General features: G+C 73.6%; 11 protein-coding genes (1 of these 11 running past the window's edge). All 11 read left to right on the top strand.

Annotated features, from left to right (window positions below):
- Window positions 1–34 precede the first annotated feature (34 nt).
- Window positions 35–892, top strand: coding sequence for an aminoacyl--tRNA ligase-related protein (locus FJK98_RS11920; RefSeq protein ID WP_145919086.1), 858 nt, complete (start codon window positions 35–37; stop codon window positions 890–892).
- Complete coding sequence (locus FJK98_RS11915; RefSeq protein WP_145919085.1) at window positions 876–1,943, top strand: nitronate monooxygenase family protein; 1,068 nt, start codon at window positions 876–878, stop codon at window positions 1,941–1,943. The genes FJK98_RS11920 and FJK98_RS11915 overlap by 17 nt, the downstream gene beginning before the upstream one ends.
- A gap of 113 nt (window positions 1,944–2,056) precedes the next feature.
- Complete coding sequence (locus tag FJK98_RS11910; RefSeq protein WP_145919084.1) at window positions 2,057–2,299, top strand: acyl carrier protein; 243 nt, start codon at window positions 2,057–2,059, stop codon at window positions 2,297–2,299.
- A 125-nt stretch (window positions 2,300–2,424) separates the two neighbouring features.
- The gene (locus FJK98_RS11905; RefSeq protein WP_145919083.1) at window positions 2,425–3,483 is read left to right on the top strand and encodes a hypothetical protein; all 1,059 of its coding nucleotides are present in this window, start codon (window positions 2,425–2,427) and stop codon (window positions 3,481–3,483) included.
- 174 nt (window positions 3,484–3,657) lie between these two features.
- Entirely contained in the window at window positions 3,658–4,275 is a 618-nt protein-coding gene (locus FJK98_RS11900; protein ID WP_240762763.1) for a class I SAM-dependent methyltransferase, read from the top strand.
- Window positions 4,276–4,547: 272 nt separating this feature from the next.
- Window positions 4,548–5,846 carry an MFS transporter gene (locus tag FJK98_RS11895; protein ID WP_168222431.1) on the top strand — a complete coding sequence of 433 codons (1,299 nt, stop codon included), beginning with the start codon at window positions 4,548–4,550 and terminating at the stop codon, window positions 5,844–5,846.
- A 70-nt stretch (window positions 5,847–5,916) separates the two neighbouring features.
- A complete protein-coding gene (locus FJK98_RS11890; protein ID WP_145919080.1) occupies window positions 5,917–6,135 on the top strand; it encodes an MbtH family NRPS accessory protein in 219 nt (72 codons plus the stop codon).
- 21 nt (window positions 6,136–6,156) lie between these two features.
- Window positions 6,157–11,631, top strand: a complete 5,475-nt coding sequence (locus tag FJK98_RS11885) for a non-ribosomal peptide synthetase (RefSeq protein WP_145919079.1) — start codon at window positions 6,157–6,159, stop codon at window positions 11,629–11,631.
- A 1-nt stretch (window position 11,632) separates the two neighbouring features.
- Entirely contained in the window at window positions 11,633–14,890 is a 3,258-nt protein-coding gene (locus FJK98_RS11880; protein ID WP_145919078.1) for a non-ribosomal peptide synthetase, read from the top strand.
- Entirely contained in the window at window positions 14,887–15,534 is a 648-nt protein-coding gene (locus FJK98_RS11875; RefSeq protein WP_145919077.1) for a SpcZ, read from the top strand. Before FJK98_RS11880 ends, FJK98_RS11875 begins: the two co-directional genes overlap by 4 nt.
- Window positions 15,535–15,728: 194 nt before the next feature.
- Window positions 15,729–18,007 carry the beginning of a non-ribosomal peptide synthetase gene (locus FJK98_RS11870; protein WP_168222430.1) on the top strand. 11,221 nt of this gene lie beyond the right edge of the window, so the window shows 2,279 of its 13,500 coding nt (coding positions 1–2,279); the start codon lies at window positions 15,729–15,731; the stop codon falls past the right edge of the window.

Raw genomic sequence — 18,007 nt, 5'->3', positions numbered from 1 at the left:
CTGTCCCGCCCACCTCCACAGGAGCAGGTCACCCATGGCACTGCGCACACCACCCGCCGCCCCGGCCGGAGATCTCACCCTACTGAACCCCGGCCCCGGCCTGGTCGTCCTCGAACCACAGCGAGCCGCACTCATGCTCGAACTCGACGCCCTGTTCACCGACATGGCCGACGAACTCGGCGCCTCCGCAGTGGTCGGGCCGCCACTTCTGCCCGCAGAGGGCCTGGCCCGGCTCGACTACTTCCGCAACTTCCCGCACCTCGGCGTGACCGCCGCCCGCTTTTCGGACGGTGCGGTCGAGGCACTGGCATCCGGGGCCCCGGTGGCGGAGCAGCCGGTTCGACCCACCGGCTACCTGCTGCCGTCGGCCACCTGCTACGGCCTGCTGCTCTCGTTGCAAGGCCAGGATGTCGGCCCAGGACTGAGGCTGACCTCGATCGGCCGCTGCTTCCGCAACGAGGACCACTACGACGGTCTGCGCCGCCTCTGGGGCTTCCATATGCGCGAGATCGTCTACTTCGGCACCGCCGAGGGAGCCCGCGAACACCTGGCCCGCTCGAAGGAGCTCGTGGAGACTCTGGCCAGCCGACTCGGCATCGAACTGTCGTACCAGCCCGCGAGCGACCCGTTCTACGACAAGAGCGGCTCCCGGGCCAAACTGATGGCCCTCGACCCCGTCAAATATGAGTTCGTCGCTCCCGACGGCACCGCCATCGCGTCGGTGAACAGGCACCGCAACTTCTTCGGCGAACGGCTCGGTATCACCAGCGCCGGCGTTGTCGCACACAGCAGCTGCACTGCTTTCGGTGTCGAACGCTGGATACACGCGATGCTGCAGGCGCACGGCACGCCACAGAAGGCGCTACGGCAGGTCCATGATGTTCGTGGCTGACCTTCCCGATGTTCCGGCTGCGAGGGTGACGGCGGCGGCGGAGCGGGGGGCGCGAGCCCTCGGAGTCGAATTCCCACTCATCCAGGCAGGCATGGGCGGCATCGCCGGGCCGGCGCTCGCGGCAGCGGTCAGCGACAGCGGCGCGCTCGGCACCGTCGCCCTCTACAAGAGCAACCCGGAGCAGAGCGCTGCACTCGTGGTCGACACTGCCGCGCGCACGAGGCGCACCTTCGCGGTGAACGTGATCCCCGAGGTCGCCGGACGGCTGCTCACCGATCAGGTGGGCGCGCTGCTCGCCAATGCGGACCGGCCACTTCTTCTGAACAGCTACGGCCTGCTCCCCGAGCCGGAGGCGGCACGGGTGCTGGCCGCCGGACACCGCCTGCTGATCCAGGTGGGCACCGCCGCCGACGCGTCGGTCGCGGCCGGACTGGGCGCGCACGGCGTGGTGCTCCAGGGCATCGAGGCCGGCGGCCACCACCTCGGGATACTGGGCATACGCGAACTGCTCGCCCAGTACGACCAGGAGCCTGCGGCGTTCGTCGCCGGCGCGATAGCCACCGGCGCCGACCTGCTCGATGCCCTGCGCGCCGGTGCGTCCGGCGCGCTGTGCGGCACAGCGTTCGTGGTCACTGCCGAGTCGGCCGCGCACCCCTCCTACAAGGCGGCACTCCTGCAGGCCGGCGCCGAGGACACCGTCGTTACCGACCGCTTTTCGATCGGCTGGCCGGGACGTCCGCACCGGGTGCTGCGCAGCCCCGTCACCGACGCGCCGCAGCCGCTGCCCGCGACGCTGATCGCCTGGACCAGCGTGATGGGTGAACGCCGACCGGTCCCGCGAGGCTCCGCCGCCGCACCCACGGAGGAGGCCGAGGGTCACGTCGAGCAGATGGCCCGGTATGCGGGCCTCGGGTGCGCCGCACTCCGGACGGTACGGCCGGCCGCGGCCTACGTCGCCGGTTTCCGCGCGGAGTTCGCCGCGGCCCTCGCCGCCCTACGCGAAGACGGGACGGCAGCGGCCGTCCCGGTCCCGATCGGGAGGCCGCGATGACCAGTGGCCGCTGACCGTCACCCCCGACGGGGAGTGGGCCGCCGCCGCTGTTGACCGAGGTCTGGCTCCTCGGATCCGTCATCCCACCGTTCGACAAACAACATGGAGCAGTCGTGAAGCGGATCGCCGAATGGATCCAGACCAAGAACCCCGAACTCGACCGCGAGCCCAGCCCGACGGAGGACCTGATCGAGGCCCGGCTCATCGACTCCCTGGACTTCCTGGAGTTCATCTACCTGCTCGAAGACCTCTCCGGGAGGCCCATCGACCTGCAAGAGGTGAGCGTCGACGATTTCCGCACCCTGGAACGCATCGAGCACCGCTTCCTGCGTCCCGACGCCGGAACCACGTCGTGACTGTTGCCCCGGCGGCCCCGGTCGTCAGGTTCGGCAGCTGTGACGCGGAGCACCGGTGGCGGCCGACCGGGTTGGCGCGGCTGCCAGCCCTCCGCGATCCACACGCCGAGCGATTGCTGCGGGGGATGGATGAGCTACAGGCCGTCCTCTGCCGCCCCGATGACGTGCTGCTTACTCACTACCAGCCGCCCGCGGCCTTCGGCGAGGTGATGCGTGCCGCAGGTTTCGGTGCCCGGCACCTGCCGGTTCCCGGCGATCTGGCGCTCCCCGTCGAGGAGCGCCTGGCTGTCGTCGGCCTGCCGGGATTCACCGGCGCGAGGCCCGAACCGTATGCGGTGCTGCCGGGGACGGCCGCTGCGGTCAGGAGCCTCGGACTGGACGCGGCGCTGCCCGACCTGAACGCCGTCCGGCTGGTCAACTCCAAGACCTGGTCGACGCGGCTGGGGCTACCCGGCTCCGGACGGGTCGTCACCTCGCTGCAGGAACTGCGCGAGGCGGCGGTCTTGCCGTGCGTGGTCAAAGACCCCTATGGAGTGTCCGGGCAGGGCAATGTCATCCTCGACTCACCCACCAGACTCGCGTTGGTCGAACGCAGCCTGAGTCGGCGACCGGCGGACATGATCGAGTTGGTGGTCCAGCCGCTGTACGAACGGTCCGACGACTTCGCCGCGCATCTGACGATCGACCCGGAAGGGGAACTGGTGTGGCACGGCGTTCGCCAGATCCTCAACGTCGGTCACTCCTACCGGGGTTCGTCGTCTCCGACGCCGCAGTTGATGCAGCGGCTCGACCGTGCGGAGTACCGCGCATGCGTGGAGGCGGTGGCCCGGGCCGCAGCGGCGGAGGGCTATCGCGGGCCATTGTCCGTCGACTCGATGACCACCGCGTCGGGGGAGCTGATCCCGGTGCTGGAGGTCAACGCCCGCCTCTCGCCCGGGATGATCGCCCAGCAGTTGGGCGTGCGGTTGCGTCTGGCGTTCGTCCGGATCGGCGGCGACGACTACTTCGAGCGACTGGTCCACCTGCTGGATGATGCGGGACGGCTCGCGACCAGTGGCCGTGACGGCATCCTTCCGCTGGCGGCCAGCACACTGGTTCCTCCTCGCGGTTGGCTTTTCTACGCCGTCTTCGGCGAGGCAGACGCGGAACTCGGGGAGATCACCGAGAGACTGTCCGGGCATTGATCGACACCTGTAGGCAGCACGTCGGACGTGGAGCACGGAGAGCAGACGAGCATGGCTGAAACACGCTACGACAGCCAGGCAGCCGCCGACTATCAGGCGGCTCGGGAGGTCCCACGGGAGGGCCTGGATGCATGGCGTACCGCGGTGTCCGCAGCGGCCGGTCTCGCACCTGGCATGACGGTGCTCGACGTGGGTGCGGGGACCGGAGCGTTCGCGAGCGCATTCCACGCCTGGTTCGGAGTCCGGGTGCTGGCCGTCGAGCCGGCCGCAGCGATGCGGGCGCTGATTCCTGCGTCCGAGGAGATCCGGGCGCTCGACGGGAAGGCGGAGTCGCTGCCGGTCCCGGACGGCTGCGCGGACGCGGCATGGCTCGGCTCCGTGATCCACCATCTGGACGATCTGGAGGCATCGGCCCGCGAGCTACGCCGGGCACTCAAACCAGGCGCTCCGGTGCTCATTCGCAACTCCTTCCCCGGCCGCTGCGACCGGGACCTGCGGGTGCGGTTCTTCCCCGAGACAGCGGGTCTGGTCGACAACTACCCCACCGTCGACCGGGTCTGCGCGGCCTTCGCCACGGCAGGCTTCGCCCAGGTTTCGCTCCGCCCGCTGCCGCAACGCAGCGCACCCACCCTGACCGCCTACGCCGACGGGCTCCGCCGCGCTGCGGACTCCAAGCTCCGCGCCCTCCCCGACGACGTCTACGCCCGCGGCCTCGCCCGACTCCGCGCCGCCGCCGAGGCTGACCCCACCGAACCTGCCACCAGTTGGATGGACCTCCTTGTCCTGATCTGACCTCGTCGCCGCCCGGGAGACCCGCGCCGCCGGCTCGGTACTGCTGGAGGACGCGGCGACCTACGGCTGTGACGGGGCGCCTCCCGCGCCGAACCGGTCGTGGCCCCCCAACCGGCAACATCGGGTGGTGGGCGGAGAGTTCTGTGCGGGTCCAGGGACGCACGACGATCCTGTCCGACGGGGACCACGCCCGGTTCGGCAGCGCGCCGGTCAGGATGCGCAGTCGACGGCGGTGGGGTTCGCCCCGCAGCCCGGGTAGCCTGACCGACACCATGGACGGTCACCGATTCGCCGTGTCCCGGCTCCTGCCGCCACCCGGGCTGCCCCGGGCGATCGCCTACCAGACCGCCATGGTGGCTGTCGGCAGCGGCACGTTCCTCAGCGGCAGCATCGTGTTCTTCACCGAGGTGCTCGGGCTCACCCCGGTGCAGATCGGGATCGGCTTCTCGGTCGCCGGGCTCGCCGGGGTGGTCACCTCGCTGCCGCTGGGCACGCTGGCCGACCGGATCGGCGGGCAGCGGTCCTGGACGGTCGGTGCGCTGGGCGCGGCGGTGACGTTCGCCGCCTACCCGCTCGTGACGTCCTTCGCCGGTTTCGTGGTGCTGATGGTGGTGGCCGCTGTCACCGCCTCGTTCGCCAACGCCGGGCGCACCATCTACACCGCCGCCGCCCTACCGGCCGCGGACCGGGTGCGCACGATGGCGTACGCACGCTCCTACCTCAACGCCGGGTTCACCGTCGGCACCGGCCTCGGCGCGCTGGCGCTGGCGTTCGACTCGACCGCCGCGCTGGTCGCCATGGTGCTGTTCAACTCGGCGTTGTCACTGCTCAACGCCGTCCTGGTGGCCCGGCTGCCGGCCGCGCCGGTGGTGCGGCACGAACGCACGGCCGGCACCTCCCGGTGGGCGGTCCTCAGGGACGTGCCCTACGTGACGTCGGCGGTGCTCCTCGCCGTCATGATGTTCCACGCGGTGATCCTCATCGAGATCCTGCCGCTGTGGACGATCACCCACACCGACGCTCCCAAGCCGCTGCTCGGCGCGATGCTGGCCCTGAACACGGTTCTGGTGATCACGTTGCAGGTGCCGGCGTCGCGGGGTGCGGACTCGCTTCCCGGCGCGGCCCGCCTGATCCGCCGCGGCGCCCTGGTCACCGCGGTCGCCTGCCCGGTTGCCGCAGTCGCCGGGCGGACCGGCGGCGGGTGGACCGTCGTCGCGCTGATCGGGGTCGTGGTGCTGGTGACGACGACGGAACTGTGGTTCTCGGCGGCGCTGTGGTACTTCCAGACCACGGTGCCGCCCGCCGCCGAGCGTGGCGCGTACCTCGGCACGGCGCAGACCATCAACTCGGCGGCGGACGTCTTCGCCCCGGTCGGCCTGACCCTGCTCGCGGTCGGCACCGGCGGCTGGGGCTGGTGGGTCGTCGCCGCGGTCTTCGTCGGCTGTGCGCTCGCCGCCGGGCCGGTCGTCGGCTGGGTGGCCCGCACGCCCCGCACCGATGGGCACACCGGCGCGGCGACGGCGGGACCCGATCCCGATGCCGGCACCGCGTTACGCCCCGTCTCGCGCTGACGACGCCGGACCGGCGGACTCCTTGACAGCACATCGACGCGTTGAAATCCTTCGGGCGGAAGGGGGTCCGATGAGCGCTGACGACGACACCCGGACGTACGCCGTGGTCGTGAACGACGAGGAACAGTTCTCGATCTGGTGGGACGACCGGGAACTGCCCGCCGGTTGGCGTCGCGAGGGCACCACCGGGTCACGCGACGAGTGCCTCGCCCGCATCGACGAGGTGTGGACGGACATGCGGCCGCTGTCGTTGCGGCGGTGGATGGACGAGCACGCCACCACCGGCTGACGTCGTGACGGGCGAGGGCGCATGAACGGCAGTCTCCAGCGGTATCCGGCCCTCGCCGTGCAACGCGGGATGGTGTTGCAGACGCTCCGGCAGCCCGACGCCGGGGTCGACGTCCAGCAGGTCACCCTCGCCTGGGACGGTCCGCCGGACCGGGACGCGTTCGTCGCCGCCTGGCAGGCCGCGACCGGCCGGCACGCGGTGCTGCGGACGGCCTTCGAGGTCGACGGTGAGCACGGTGTGGTCCAGGTCGTCCACCCCGCCGTGACCCCCGACCTGCGGTGGCGGGAGACGACTGTCGACGGTTTCCTCCCCACCGACCGGCACGAGCCCTTCGACGTCGGCCGGGCACCCCTGCTGCGGGTCACCGTCCTGGGCGACCACCATGTCGTCGTCACGTTCCACCACGCGGTCCTCGACGGCCGTTCCACCCGGATGCTGCTCGACGAGATCCTCGCCGACTACGCCGCGCGTCGCGCCGGCCGGCTGCCGCACCCGCCGCACCGGCCGCCGTTCGTGGACTTCGTGCGCTGGTGGGAGGCACGCGACCCGGCCCCCGACGACGCGTTCTGGAAGGGGTACCTCGCCGACGCCCCGATCCCCCGGGCCCTCCCGGGCCGGATCGACGCCGCCCGGGACGCGAGCGCGCGCAGCGTGCCGGCGTCGCACGAGATCGTCCTGACCCGGCCGGACTCCGACCGGGTCCGCGCCGCCGCCGCGGATGCCGACGTCAGCGTCGGCGTGCTGGTCCACGCGGCCTGGGCGCTGCTGCGCGGCGCGTACGGCGGGGTGGACGACGTCACCGTCGCGGTCACCAGATCCTGCCGGTACGGCAGCGTCCCGGATGCCGAGCAGATCCTCGGGCTGCTCCTCACCACGGTGCCCCTGCGGGTCCGGCTCGACCGGCGGTGGCCGGTGCGACAGCTGCTCGCCGACGTGGCCGACCGGATCCGGCAGCTCCGCGAGCACCAGCTCACCCCGCTGCACCACATCCTCGGTCAGGCGGGGCTGACACCCGACACGCCGCTGCTGGACAGCCTCGTGGTGTTCGAGCGGCAGACCCTGGCCACCGCCCTGGCCGAGGGCGGACCGGAGCCGGCCCGACGCTCCGCGCGGGTGCACCGGATGCCCGGTCATCCCCTGACGGTGCACGCCTTCGACGAACCGGAGCTGCGCCTGGGCGTGACGTGGGACGCCACCCGGCTGCTGGACGTCTCGGCCCGGCGGATCCTCGCCCAGTTGCACCGCACCGTGTGCGAGGTGGCCGAGCGGCCGGACGCCGCTCTGGCCGACCTGGATCTCGGTGCCGCCGCCGAAGCGCCGCTGCGCGCCGCCTGGAACACCACCCGACGGCCCTATCCCCGGCAGGCGTCGATCCCCGAGGTCTTCGCGGCCCGGGTGGCCGACGACCCGGACGCCACCGCGCTGGCGGTCGGTGGCCGCACGATCGGGTACGCGGAACTGGACCGCGCGGCCGACCGGCTGGCCCGGACGCTGCGCGGGCACGGGGTCACCGGCGAGAGCCCGGTCGCCGTGCTGCTCCCCCGGGGCGAACCACTGATCCGGGCTCTGCTCGGTGTCCTCAAGGCCGGCGGGGCCTACCTCCCGGTGGACCCGGCCGCACCACCGGCCCGGATCGCGGGCCTCCTCGCCGCCAGCGGCACCCGTCTGCTGCTGACCACCCCGGCGACCGCCGCCGGCCTGCCCGACCTGGGCCCGGTCCGGGTGCTGGACGTCGACCCGCCGCCCGGGGAACCGGTGCCCGCCGGTCCGCCGCCACGGATCCATCCGTTGCAGCTCGCCTGCGTCCTGCACACCTCCGGCTCGACCGGCGCACCCAAGCGGGTCGGCATCACCCACCGGGGCGTGGTACGGCTGGTGACCGACCCCGACTTCGCCACCCTCGGCCCCGGCGAGCGGCTGCTCCAGTTCGCCCCGACCGCGTTCGACGCGTCCACCTGGGAGATCTGGGGTGCGCTGCTGACCGGCGCCACCGCGGTGGTCGCACCGCCGGACCCGGTGGACCTGACCGCCCTGACCGCGCTGATCCGCGACGGTGGCGTCACCGTCGCCTTCCTCACCGCCGGGCTGTTCCGGCAGCTCGCCGAGACCGACGTCACGGCGCTGGCGGGAGTGCGGCAGCTACTCACCGGTGGGGACGTGGCCGACCCGGGCACGGTCGGTGCCGTGCTCGCCGCACGTGACGGGCTTCCGCTGGTCAACGCGTACGGGCCGACCGAGAACGCGACGCTGACCAGTTGCCACCGGATGAGCGGCACCGCGCCGGTGGGTGACCGGGTGCCGATCGGCCGTCCCGTGCCGCAGACCACCGTCCACGTGCTCGACGCCGACGGCCGGCCGGTGCCGGTCGGGGTCGCCGGCGAGCTGTACACCGGCGGGGACGGGCTGGCCCGGGGCTACCTCGGTGATCCGGCGGCGACCGCGCGGGCGTTCGTGCCGGACCCGCAGGTGCCGGGCGGGCGGCTCTACCGGACCGGTGACGTCGTCCGCTGGCGCGCGGACGGGGTGCTGGAGTTCCTGGGCCGCCGCGACGACCAGGTCAAGATCCGGGGGTTCCGGGTCGAACCGGGCGAGGTGGAGGCGGTGCTCAGGACCCATCCGGCGGTCGGGGCGGCGGCGGTGGGTGTCCTGGACGACGGGACGCAGCGGCACCTGGCCGGCTACGTCACGCCGGCCGGCGCGGCGGTCCCCACCGTGGCCGGTCTGCGTGACCACGTCGCCGCCCGGCTGCCGGCGCACCTGGTGCCCGCCGTGTTCACCGTCCTGGACCGGCTGCCGACGACCGCGTACGGAAAGGTCGACCGGGCGGCGTTGCCGGTGCCCGACCTCACCGGGGCGACCCCGCACCTGGCCGGCCCCGCCTCACCGACCGAGCACCGGCTGGCCGGGCTGTGGTCCCGGCTGCTGCCCGGCGGGCGGCCACCCGCGGGCATCGGCCGGGAGAGCAGCTTCTTCGCCCTCGGCGGCAACTCGCTGACGGCCACCCGGTTGATGTTCCGCATCCGGGAGACGTTCGGCGTGGAGCCGGGGGTGGGCCTGTTCTACCGGGCGCCGACGCTGGCCGCGACGGCGGCATGGCTCGACGCGGCGGTCGCACCCGTGGAGGGCCGGGGGCAGCAGAGCGGGCCGGCGCTGGTGCGCCGCGAGCGGGTGGCGCACCTCGCCGGGCGGGACCGGCCCGGACATCTCACCCGGCTGACCGACGGGTGGTCCCTGTGGCGGACGGTCTGCCTGCGGGGCGCCGGTCTCCCGGCCGACCTGATGGCCGCGCTGGGCGACGCGGAACTCGCCGCCGCCGCCGACCGGGTGGTGGCCGCCGCCGGGGACCCGGCCGGCCTCGCCGACGCGGAGGCGGCGTACGCGGCCGTCTACCCGGACGCGGTGGGGCGGCTCACGGCCGCGCTGCACGCGGTGGCGGCCCACCCGCGTTTCCGCGAGGCGGTGGCCTGGCAGAACCCGCACGCGCTGCGCACCGGCGTCGACGCGCTGCTGCGCCGGGGCCCCGACCACCGGACCCGCAACACCAGGCACCGCCAGCACGAGGCGCTGGTCACCAGCTACCTGCAGCGCTACTGCCTGAAGAACGACACCATCGGCTTCTTCGGGCCGGTCGGCTGGGCCCGGATCGAGCCCGGTGCGGGCGTACGGGTCGACCCCGCCGACCCGCCGGCGCTCCTCGCCCGACGGACGGTCTACCTGGAGGGCTGGGCGGTCGCGGCGGTGCTCGCCCCGTACGCGGTCCGGCTGCGCCCGTGGCTCGTACCCCGGGTCATGCCCTTCCTGGACCTGACCGGGACGACGCTGCGGGTGCCGCTCGCCGCGCCGGTCACGGTCGGCGACACCGAGGCGGCGGTGCTGCGTGCCTGCGACGGGATCCGCGACGCGAACTCGGTCGCCGCCGTCGTGCTGGCCGACCCCGGGTCGGGGCTGCGCACGACGCGGGAGGTGCACGAGGTCCTGGACACGTTGGCCGCGACCCACCGGATCGCCTGGCAGCCGGAGCCGGCACCACACGACACCCACCCCGAGCGGACCCTGCGCACCCTGCTGGAACGGGTCACCGACGACGAGGTGCGCACCCCCGCCCTCGGTGCCCTGGACGACCTGTGCGCCGCCCGCGACGCGCTCGCCGCGTCCGCCGGTGACCCGGACGGGGTGACCGCCGCGATGTCCCACCTGGAGGCCACGTTCGAACGGCTGGCCGGTGTCCCGGCAGCCCGCCGCGCCGGCACGATGTACGCCGGGCGCACCCCCGTCTACGAGGAGTGCCTGCGGGCCGGCACCGTCGCCGTCGGCGAGGCAGGCCTCGACCCGATCCGTGCGGCGCTGGCCCTGGTGCTGGAGGCCGCACGGTGGTTCACGGCGGCCGGCGCGACGCTCTACCGGCGGCTGTGCACCGAGATCTACCGGCGTCGCGCGACGGAACTGGGCACCGACGTGATCCCGCTGGTCGACTTCTGGCTGCTGGCCGGCGAGGCGCTTTTCCACCCGCCGCAGCGGCTGACCGCCCTGCTCACCGGTGCGCTGCACCGCCGCTGGGCCGACGTGCTGACCCTGCCGGCGGGCCAGCGGCGGGTCAGGTTCACGGCGGCGGAGCTGGCCCCGGCGGTGGCCGTCGCCTTCCCTGCGGGGCGGCCCGGCTGGCCGACGGCACGGCAGCACAGCCCGGACCTGATGCGCGCCGGCGACGAATGGGTCCTGGGTGAGCTGCATCCAGGGGTCAACACCCTGCGGTACGCCACCTGGGTGGCCTGTCACCCGCAGGCGGACGCGCTGCGCGCCGCGATGGGCCACGACGTGGGCACCGGGGTGGTGTATCCGGCCGAGACCGGCCAGGAGGGTGGCGTGCCGACCCGGCAGAGCAACGCCCTGACCGGCGCGGGTGACGTGCGGCTGGTGTTCGCGCACGACTCGTTCGGGCACGACCCGCGCCGCAGCCTGCGGGTCGGCGAGTGCGACCTGGTCGGTACGGCCGGCGGGCTGCGGGTACGGTCACGCGACGGGCGGTTCGACGGCGACCTGATGGACGTCCTCGGCGACGTGGTCGGCGCCGGGCTGTCCCAGCTGTTCCGCATCCTGCCCCCGGCCGCACACCAGCCGAGGGTCACCGTCGACTCGCTGGTGGTCAGCCGGGAGGCGTGGACGTTCACCGCCGCCGACCTCGCCTTCGCCGACACCCGCGACGAGGCGCTGCGGTTCCGGCAGGTGCGGGCCTGGGCCGCCGCCCACCATCTGCCGCGTCACGTGTTCCTGCGCTGCGCGGGCGAACGCAAGCCGGTGCACGCCGACCTGACCAGCCTGGCCTCGGTGGACCTGGTGTCCCGTGCGGTCCGCCGGGCCCGCCGCCACGGCGGCGACGACGCCGGGGTGGGTGTGGTGGAGATGCTGCCGACACCGGAGCAGCTGTGGCTGACCGGGCCCGACGGCCGGTACACGGCGGAACTGCGGGTCGTCGCCGTGGACGGGCAGGGGCGTTGAGATGGCGGTCTTCGAGTTCCCGGCCTCGGCGGCGCAGCGGCGGATGTGGCTGCTCGACCAGTTGGACCCGGGCCAGCCGACCTACCACGTCGGCGCGGCGGTGTGGCTCGACGGCCCGCTGGACACCGCCGCTCTCGGCGGGGCCTGGGCGGCGGCGGTCGCGCGGCACGAGATCCTGCGCACCACCTTCCGTGCCAACGGCGGGCGGCCGATCCAGGTGATCCACGACGACGCCCCCGCACCCGTCCTGGAGGTGGTGGCCCTCGACCATCTGCCCGAGGCCGACCGGGAGGCGGCGGCCCGGATCGCGGCGCGCGACCACGCCCGCCTGCCGATGTCGCTGGAGCGTGCCCCGCTGGCCCGGGCCCGTCTGCTGCGCCTCGGTCCGCAGCGGCACGTCCTGGCCCTGGTGGCGCATCACGCGGTCGTCGACGGCTGGTCACTGCGGCTGCTCCTGGACGAGCTGTACGCCGACTACGAGGCGCTGTGCGCCGGCCGTCCGCCGGCCGTGGTCGAACCACCGGTGCAGTACGCCGACTTCGCCCTGTGGGAACGGGAGAACGTCGACGCGGGCGGCCACGCCGAGGCGGAGCGCTTCTGGTCGGCCGAACTCGCCGGCGCCCCCTCGGAGGTGCCGTTGCCGGTCGACCACCCGTACCCCGGGCGGCTGTCGCCGGCCGCCGCGGAGGTGGCGGTCCCGGTCGACGCGGAGCTGGCCGCGGCGCTGCGCCGCCTGGCCGGGGCACACGGCAGCACCCTGTTCACCGTCCTCGTGACCGGGTACGCGGCCCTGCTGTCCCGGGTGAGCGGCGTGGACGAGGTGCTCGTCGGCGTGCCGGTGGCCGGGCGTACCCGCATCGAGACCGAGCCGATGCTGGGCCTGTTCGCCAACACCGTCGCGGTCCGGGCAGCGCTGCACGGTGACCCGACGCTCACCGAACTGCTCGACCGGTTGCACGCCGCCACCGCCCGCATGCAGGCCCACCAGGAGTTGCCGTTCGCGCGGGTCGTCGAGCTGTGCCGCCCGCAACGGCAGCCGTCCCGGGCGCCGCTGGTGCAGGTGATGTGCACGGTCGAGGAGGCGCTGCCGCCGCTCGGGCGGGGGGCGCTGCGCTGGCGGCCCGAGCTGGTGCCCACCGGCACCGGGAAGTTCGAGCTGGAACTGGCCGCCGTCGCCGGCCCGGACGAGCTGACGGTGCGCCTGCGGTACCTCACCGACCTGTTCACCCCGCACAGCGCGGCACGGTTCGCCGACGCCCTGGCCGCGATCCTGACCGCACTGGCGACCGCACCGCAGACCCGCGTCGCCGACGTGGACGTCCTGTCCCCGGCGACGGCGCACCTCGTCACCGGGGTGTGGCCGGCTCCCCGGACCGGCTCGGTCCCGCCGCCGGGGAGCACCGCCGCGGCGCTCGTGGCCGGAATCGACCCGGGCGAGCGGATGGTGATCCGGGGCGACGACGTGAGCCTCACCGGGACCGCGCTGCGTGGGCTGACCGCCCGGGTGGCCACCGGGCTGTGGGGGCTCGGCGTACGGGCCCAGGACACCGTCGGCATCGTGCTACCCCGGGGGGCCCGGCCGCTGCCGGCGCTGCTGGGCGTCTGGCGGATCGGCGCGGCCTACCTGCCGCTCGATCCGACCCACCCGCCGGCGCGGCTACGCGGCATGCTCGCCGACGCCGGGGTACGGGTCGTCGTCACCGACCGCAGCGCCGTCGCCGCGTCGCTGCTGGCCGAACTGGCCCCGACGGTGACCCTGCTCGACCTGGCCGCACCGGAGCCCACGCGGGCCCCGCCGGTGCCGCCGCCGTGCGTGGTGCCACCGTCGGCGGCGGCGTACGTGCTGTTCACCTCCGGCTCCACCGGCCGGCCGAAGGCGGTGACCGTCACCCAGGGGGCGGTGGCACACCTGCTGCACGCGTTCCGCGAGATGATCCCGCTGGGACCGGCCGACCGGGTGCTGTCGGTGAGCCCGTTCGCGTTCGACATCGCCCTGCTCGACCTGCTGCTGCCGCTGCTGTGCGGGGCAGAGGTGGTGGTGGCCGGCGACGACGACGTCATCGACGGCAACCGGCTGCGGCGGCTGCTCACCGCCACCGGGGCCACCATGCTCCAGGCGACGCCGACGACCTGGCGGATGCTGGTCGCGGCCGGCGGGGTGCCGGCCGGGGTGCGGCTGCGTCTCAGCGGCGGGGAGGCGCTGCCCCGGGCCCTCGCCGACGCGGTGACCGGGCCGGGCAGCCGGCTGTGGAACCTGTACGGCCCGACCGAGACGACCGTCTACTCGACCGGGGCGCAGGTGCCGCCGGGGTCGACGCCGCCGGATCTCGGCCACACCGTCGCCGGCAGCCGGGTGTACCTGCTGGACCGGTGGCTGCGCCCGGTGCCGCCCGGTGTGGTCGGTGAGATCTGCATCGGCGGCGCGGGCGTCGGCCGGGGCTACGTCGGGGCGCCCGGCCTGACCGCCGAACGGTTCGTGCCCGACCCGTTCACCCCGGGCGGGCGGCTCTACCGCAGCGGTGACCTGGGCCGGTGGTTGCCGAGTGGACGGATCGTGCCGCTGGGTCGGGCCGACCGGCAGGTGAAGGTGCGGGGGTTCCGGGTCGAGACGGCGGAGGTCGAGGCGGTGCTGCGCGGTCACCCGCAGGTCCGCGACGTGGTCGTGACGGCCGTCTCCGACGGGGAGCACGACGACGTGCGGCTGGTCGGGTACGTGGTCGGTGAACCGGGCGCGGCGCAGGCACCGGCCGGGTTGTCCGCGTACGCGCGGCGGTTCCTGCCCGCGCACATGGTGCCGGCGGTCTTCGTGGCGCTGCCGCAGTTGCCCCGCACCTCTCGCGGCAAGCTGGACCTGCGCGCCCTGCCCCCGCCGCAGCGGGGTGCCGTCGCCGGCGCGCCGCCGGTCGCCCCGCGTACCCCGGTGGAGCGGGAACTGTCGGTGCTGGTGGCGGACCTGCTGGATCTACCCGACCCGGTCGGGGTCGCCGACAACTTCTTCGCCCTCGGCGGGCACTCCGTGAAGGCCACCCAGCTGATGGCCCGGATCTGGACGGCGTACGGGGTGGACCTGCCGGTCCGGACGCTCTTCGACGACCCGACCGTGGCCGGCCTGGCCGCGGCGGTCACCGCCGCCGGGGCCACCCGCACCGGCACGACGCCCGCAGGGGGCGACACCGGCGGGTACCTCGACACGTTGACCGACGACGACGTCGACGATCTGCTCGCCGGAATGGACCGGCCGTCGCGGTGGGACGGGTGAGCACGCCGGCCTGGCTGGCGGCGGTGCTCGCCGCGCTGGCCGAGGGCGACGACCCGACGCACTGGCGGCAGCGGGTGGACGTCGAACTCGACCGGCTCGCCGGTCGGGTGCCGGTGCGGGTGGTGTACGACACGGCCGCGCGGATGCTCGTCTCGACGCCGGGCGACGCCGGCCGGGTGGTCGGTGACCTGCTGCGGCGGGCGCTGGCCGGGGACCGGGCCGGGGTGGACCGGTGGCGCGACGCGCTGCGGCCCGCCCTGCGTGAGCTGTACGGGGCCGCCTACCCGTACGCCGAGGCCCGCACGGTCGCGTACGCCAACGCCCACGCCTACGCGACCGCGAACGGCTACCCCCCGCACGAGGTGGTCGCGTTCGCCGAGCAGTACGCCGACCTGAGCGCCGGGGCGGGCGTCGAGGCGTTCGCCGATGCCAACGCCGTCGCCAACGCCGACGCCCTGGCCGGTGCGCTGGCGCTGATGGACGGGGAGGCGTTCGCCCGGGCGTATCCCGCCGCACTGGTGCGCGCGTACACCCTGGCGGTGGCGAACCGGGCCGACGTGGCGGCGGCCCCGGACGTCCGTCGGGCGGCGTACGGACGGCTGGTCGGGGCGTTGACCGAAAGTCTGCGGGCGGTGCCGGACTGAGGTGGCGGGTCCTGCCCGTCGGTCCCTGGTCTGGGCCGGTCGACTGATCTAGTGTGGATCCACATTGGCCGATGTCAGATGGCGTGGCGAGCCGATGGGGACCCGAGGGGGCACCTGTGCCGCACGACAGCCCGACCCGTCTCCCTACTCCCGGTCGTGTCCCGCCGCCCCGCACACCCGCCGACATCGAGCGGTTGCCGGACCGGTCCGGTCTCCTGCCGCTGTCGTTCGCGCAGCGGCGGTTGTGGTTCCTGGAGCGGCTCGGCAGGGTCGGTCACGCCTACCACATGCCGCTGGCCCTCCAACTCGACGGCCGGCTCGACGGGGACGCGTTGCGGGCGGCCCTGGACGCCCTGGTGGCCCGGCACGAGGCGTTGCGTACCCGGATCGTCGGCGACGGTGACGAGGCGTTCCAGCAGATCGACCCGCCCGGGGTGGGGTTCCCGCTGCGCTACGACGATCTGACCGGGCACGCCGATGCCCCGGCCGCGCTGGCCCGGTTACAGCGGGAGGAGAGCACCGCCCGATTCGATCTGGCGGCCGGTCCGTTGTTCCGTGGCCGGCTGGTGGTCCTCGGCCCGGACCGGCACGTCTTGCTGCTGACGATGCACCACATCGTGTCCGACGGCTGGTCGCTGGGAATCCTCACCCGGGAACTCGGCGTCCTCTACGCCGCCCGTCACGACGGTCGTCCCGACCCGCTGCCACCCCTGCCCGTCCAGTACGCCGACTACGCCACCTGGCAACACCAATGGCTCACCGACGACACCCTCAAACACCAAGAAAACTACTGGCGCACCACCCTCACCAACACCCCCACCCTCCTACCCCTACCCACCGACCGACCCCGACCACCCGAACAAGACCACCACGGCAACCACCTACCCATCACCATCGACACCGACCTCACCACCGCACTCAAAACCCTCACCACCCGCCACGGCAGCACCCTCTACATGACCCTCCTCACCGCCTGGACCATCGTCCTGTCCCGCCTCACCGGACACCACGACCTCACCATCGGCACCCCCACCGCCAACCGCCGCCGCACCGAACTCGAAAACCTCATCGGCTTCTTCGTCAACACCCTCCCCCTCCGCATCACCCTCACCAACAACCCCACCACCACCCAACTCCTGCACCACATCCGCAACCTCACCCTCACCACCCTCGACCACCAAGACCTCCCCTTCGAACACATCGTCGAACTCACCAACCCCACCCGAAACCTCGCCCACACCCCCCTGTTCCAAGTCATGTTCGCCTGGCAGAACACCGACGAGGTCAGCCTGGACCTGCCGGGTGTCGAGGTGACCGCGCTGCGCAGCCCGTGGACCAGCGCGAAGTTCGATCTCACCCTGTCCCTGGCCGAGCGCGACGGACGGATCACCGGGAGTCTCGAGTACGCCACCGCCCTGTTCGACGCGTCCACGGTCGAGCGGCACATCCGGCACCTGCGGCACGTCCTCACCGAACTCGTCGCCCACCCCGACCGGCCGGTCGACGAGCTGAGCCTGCTCGACCCGGTCGAGCGACGCGACCTGCTCACCGCGTGGAGCGAGACCACCGCCCGTCCGGTGGAACGGACGATCCCCGCGCTGTTCGCCGAACGGGTCGCGGCGACCCCCGACGCGGTCGCGGTCACCTTCGAGGACACCTCGCTCACCTACCGCGACCTCGACACCCACGCCAACCGACTCGCCCACCACCTGCGCGGCCACGGCGTCGGACCCGACACCCTCGTCGCCGTCTGCCTGCACCCCGCACCGGAGCTGATCGTCGCCCTCCTCGCCGTCCTCAAGGCCGGCGGCGCGTACGTGCCACTCGACCCGGCCCACCCCACCGAACGCCTCACCGAACTGCTCGGCGACACCGCGCCGGTCGCCGTGCTCACCCACACCGCCACCCACGCCACCCTCGACGGCCTCACCACCGCACCACTGATCAACCTCGACACCACCGACCTCACCGGACACCCCACCACCGCCCCCGACCCCGGCACCCGCCCCGACCACCTCGCCTACGTCATCCACACCTCCGGCTCCACCGGCCGCCCCAAGGGCGTCATGGTCACCCACGCCAACGTGACCCGGCTCTTCTCCGCCACGGCCGGCTGGTTCGACTTCGGCCCGACCGACGTGTGGAGCCTCCTGCACTCCTTCGCGTTCGACTTCTCGGTGTGGGAGATCTGGGGAGCGCTGCTGCACGGCGGCCGACTGGTGATCGTCCCCCGGCTCACCACCCGCTCCCCCGCCGACGTCCACCGGCTCCTGTGCGACGAGGGCGTGACCGTCCTCAACCAGACCCCCAGCGCGTTCCGCGGCCTGATCGCCGCGCAGGCCGACAGCGGCCGGCCCCACCGGCTACGCACGGTGGTCTTCGGCGGCGAGGCGCTGGACCCGACGATGCTGCGCCCCTGGTACGCCGACCCCCGCAACCGCGACACCGAACTGGTCAACATGTACGGCATCAC

This window comes from Micromonospora sp. HM134, assembly GCF_007833915.1.
GTDB lineage: Bacteria > Actinomycetota > Actinomycetes > Mycobacteriales > Micromonosporaceae > Micromonospora > Micromonospora wenchangensis.
Note: the sequence above shows the minus strand (reverse complement) of the source record. Positions and strands in the feature narration are given on the sequence as shown.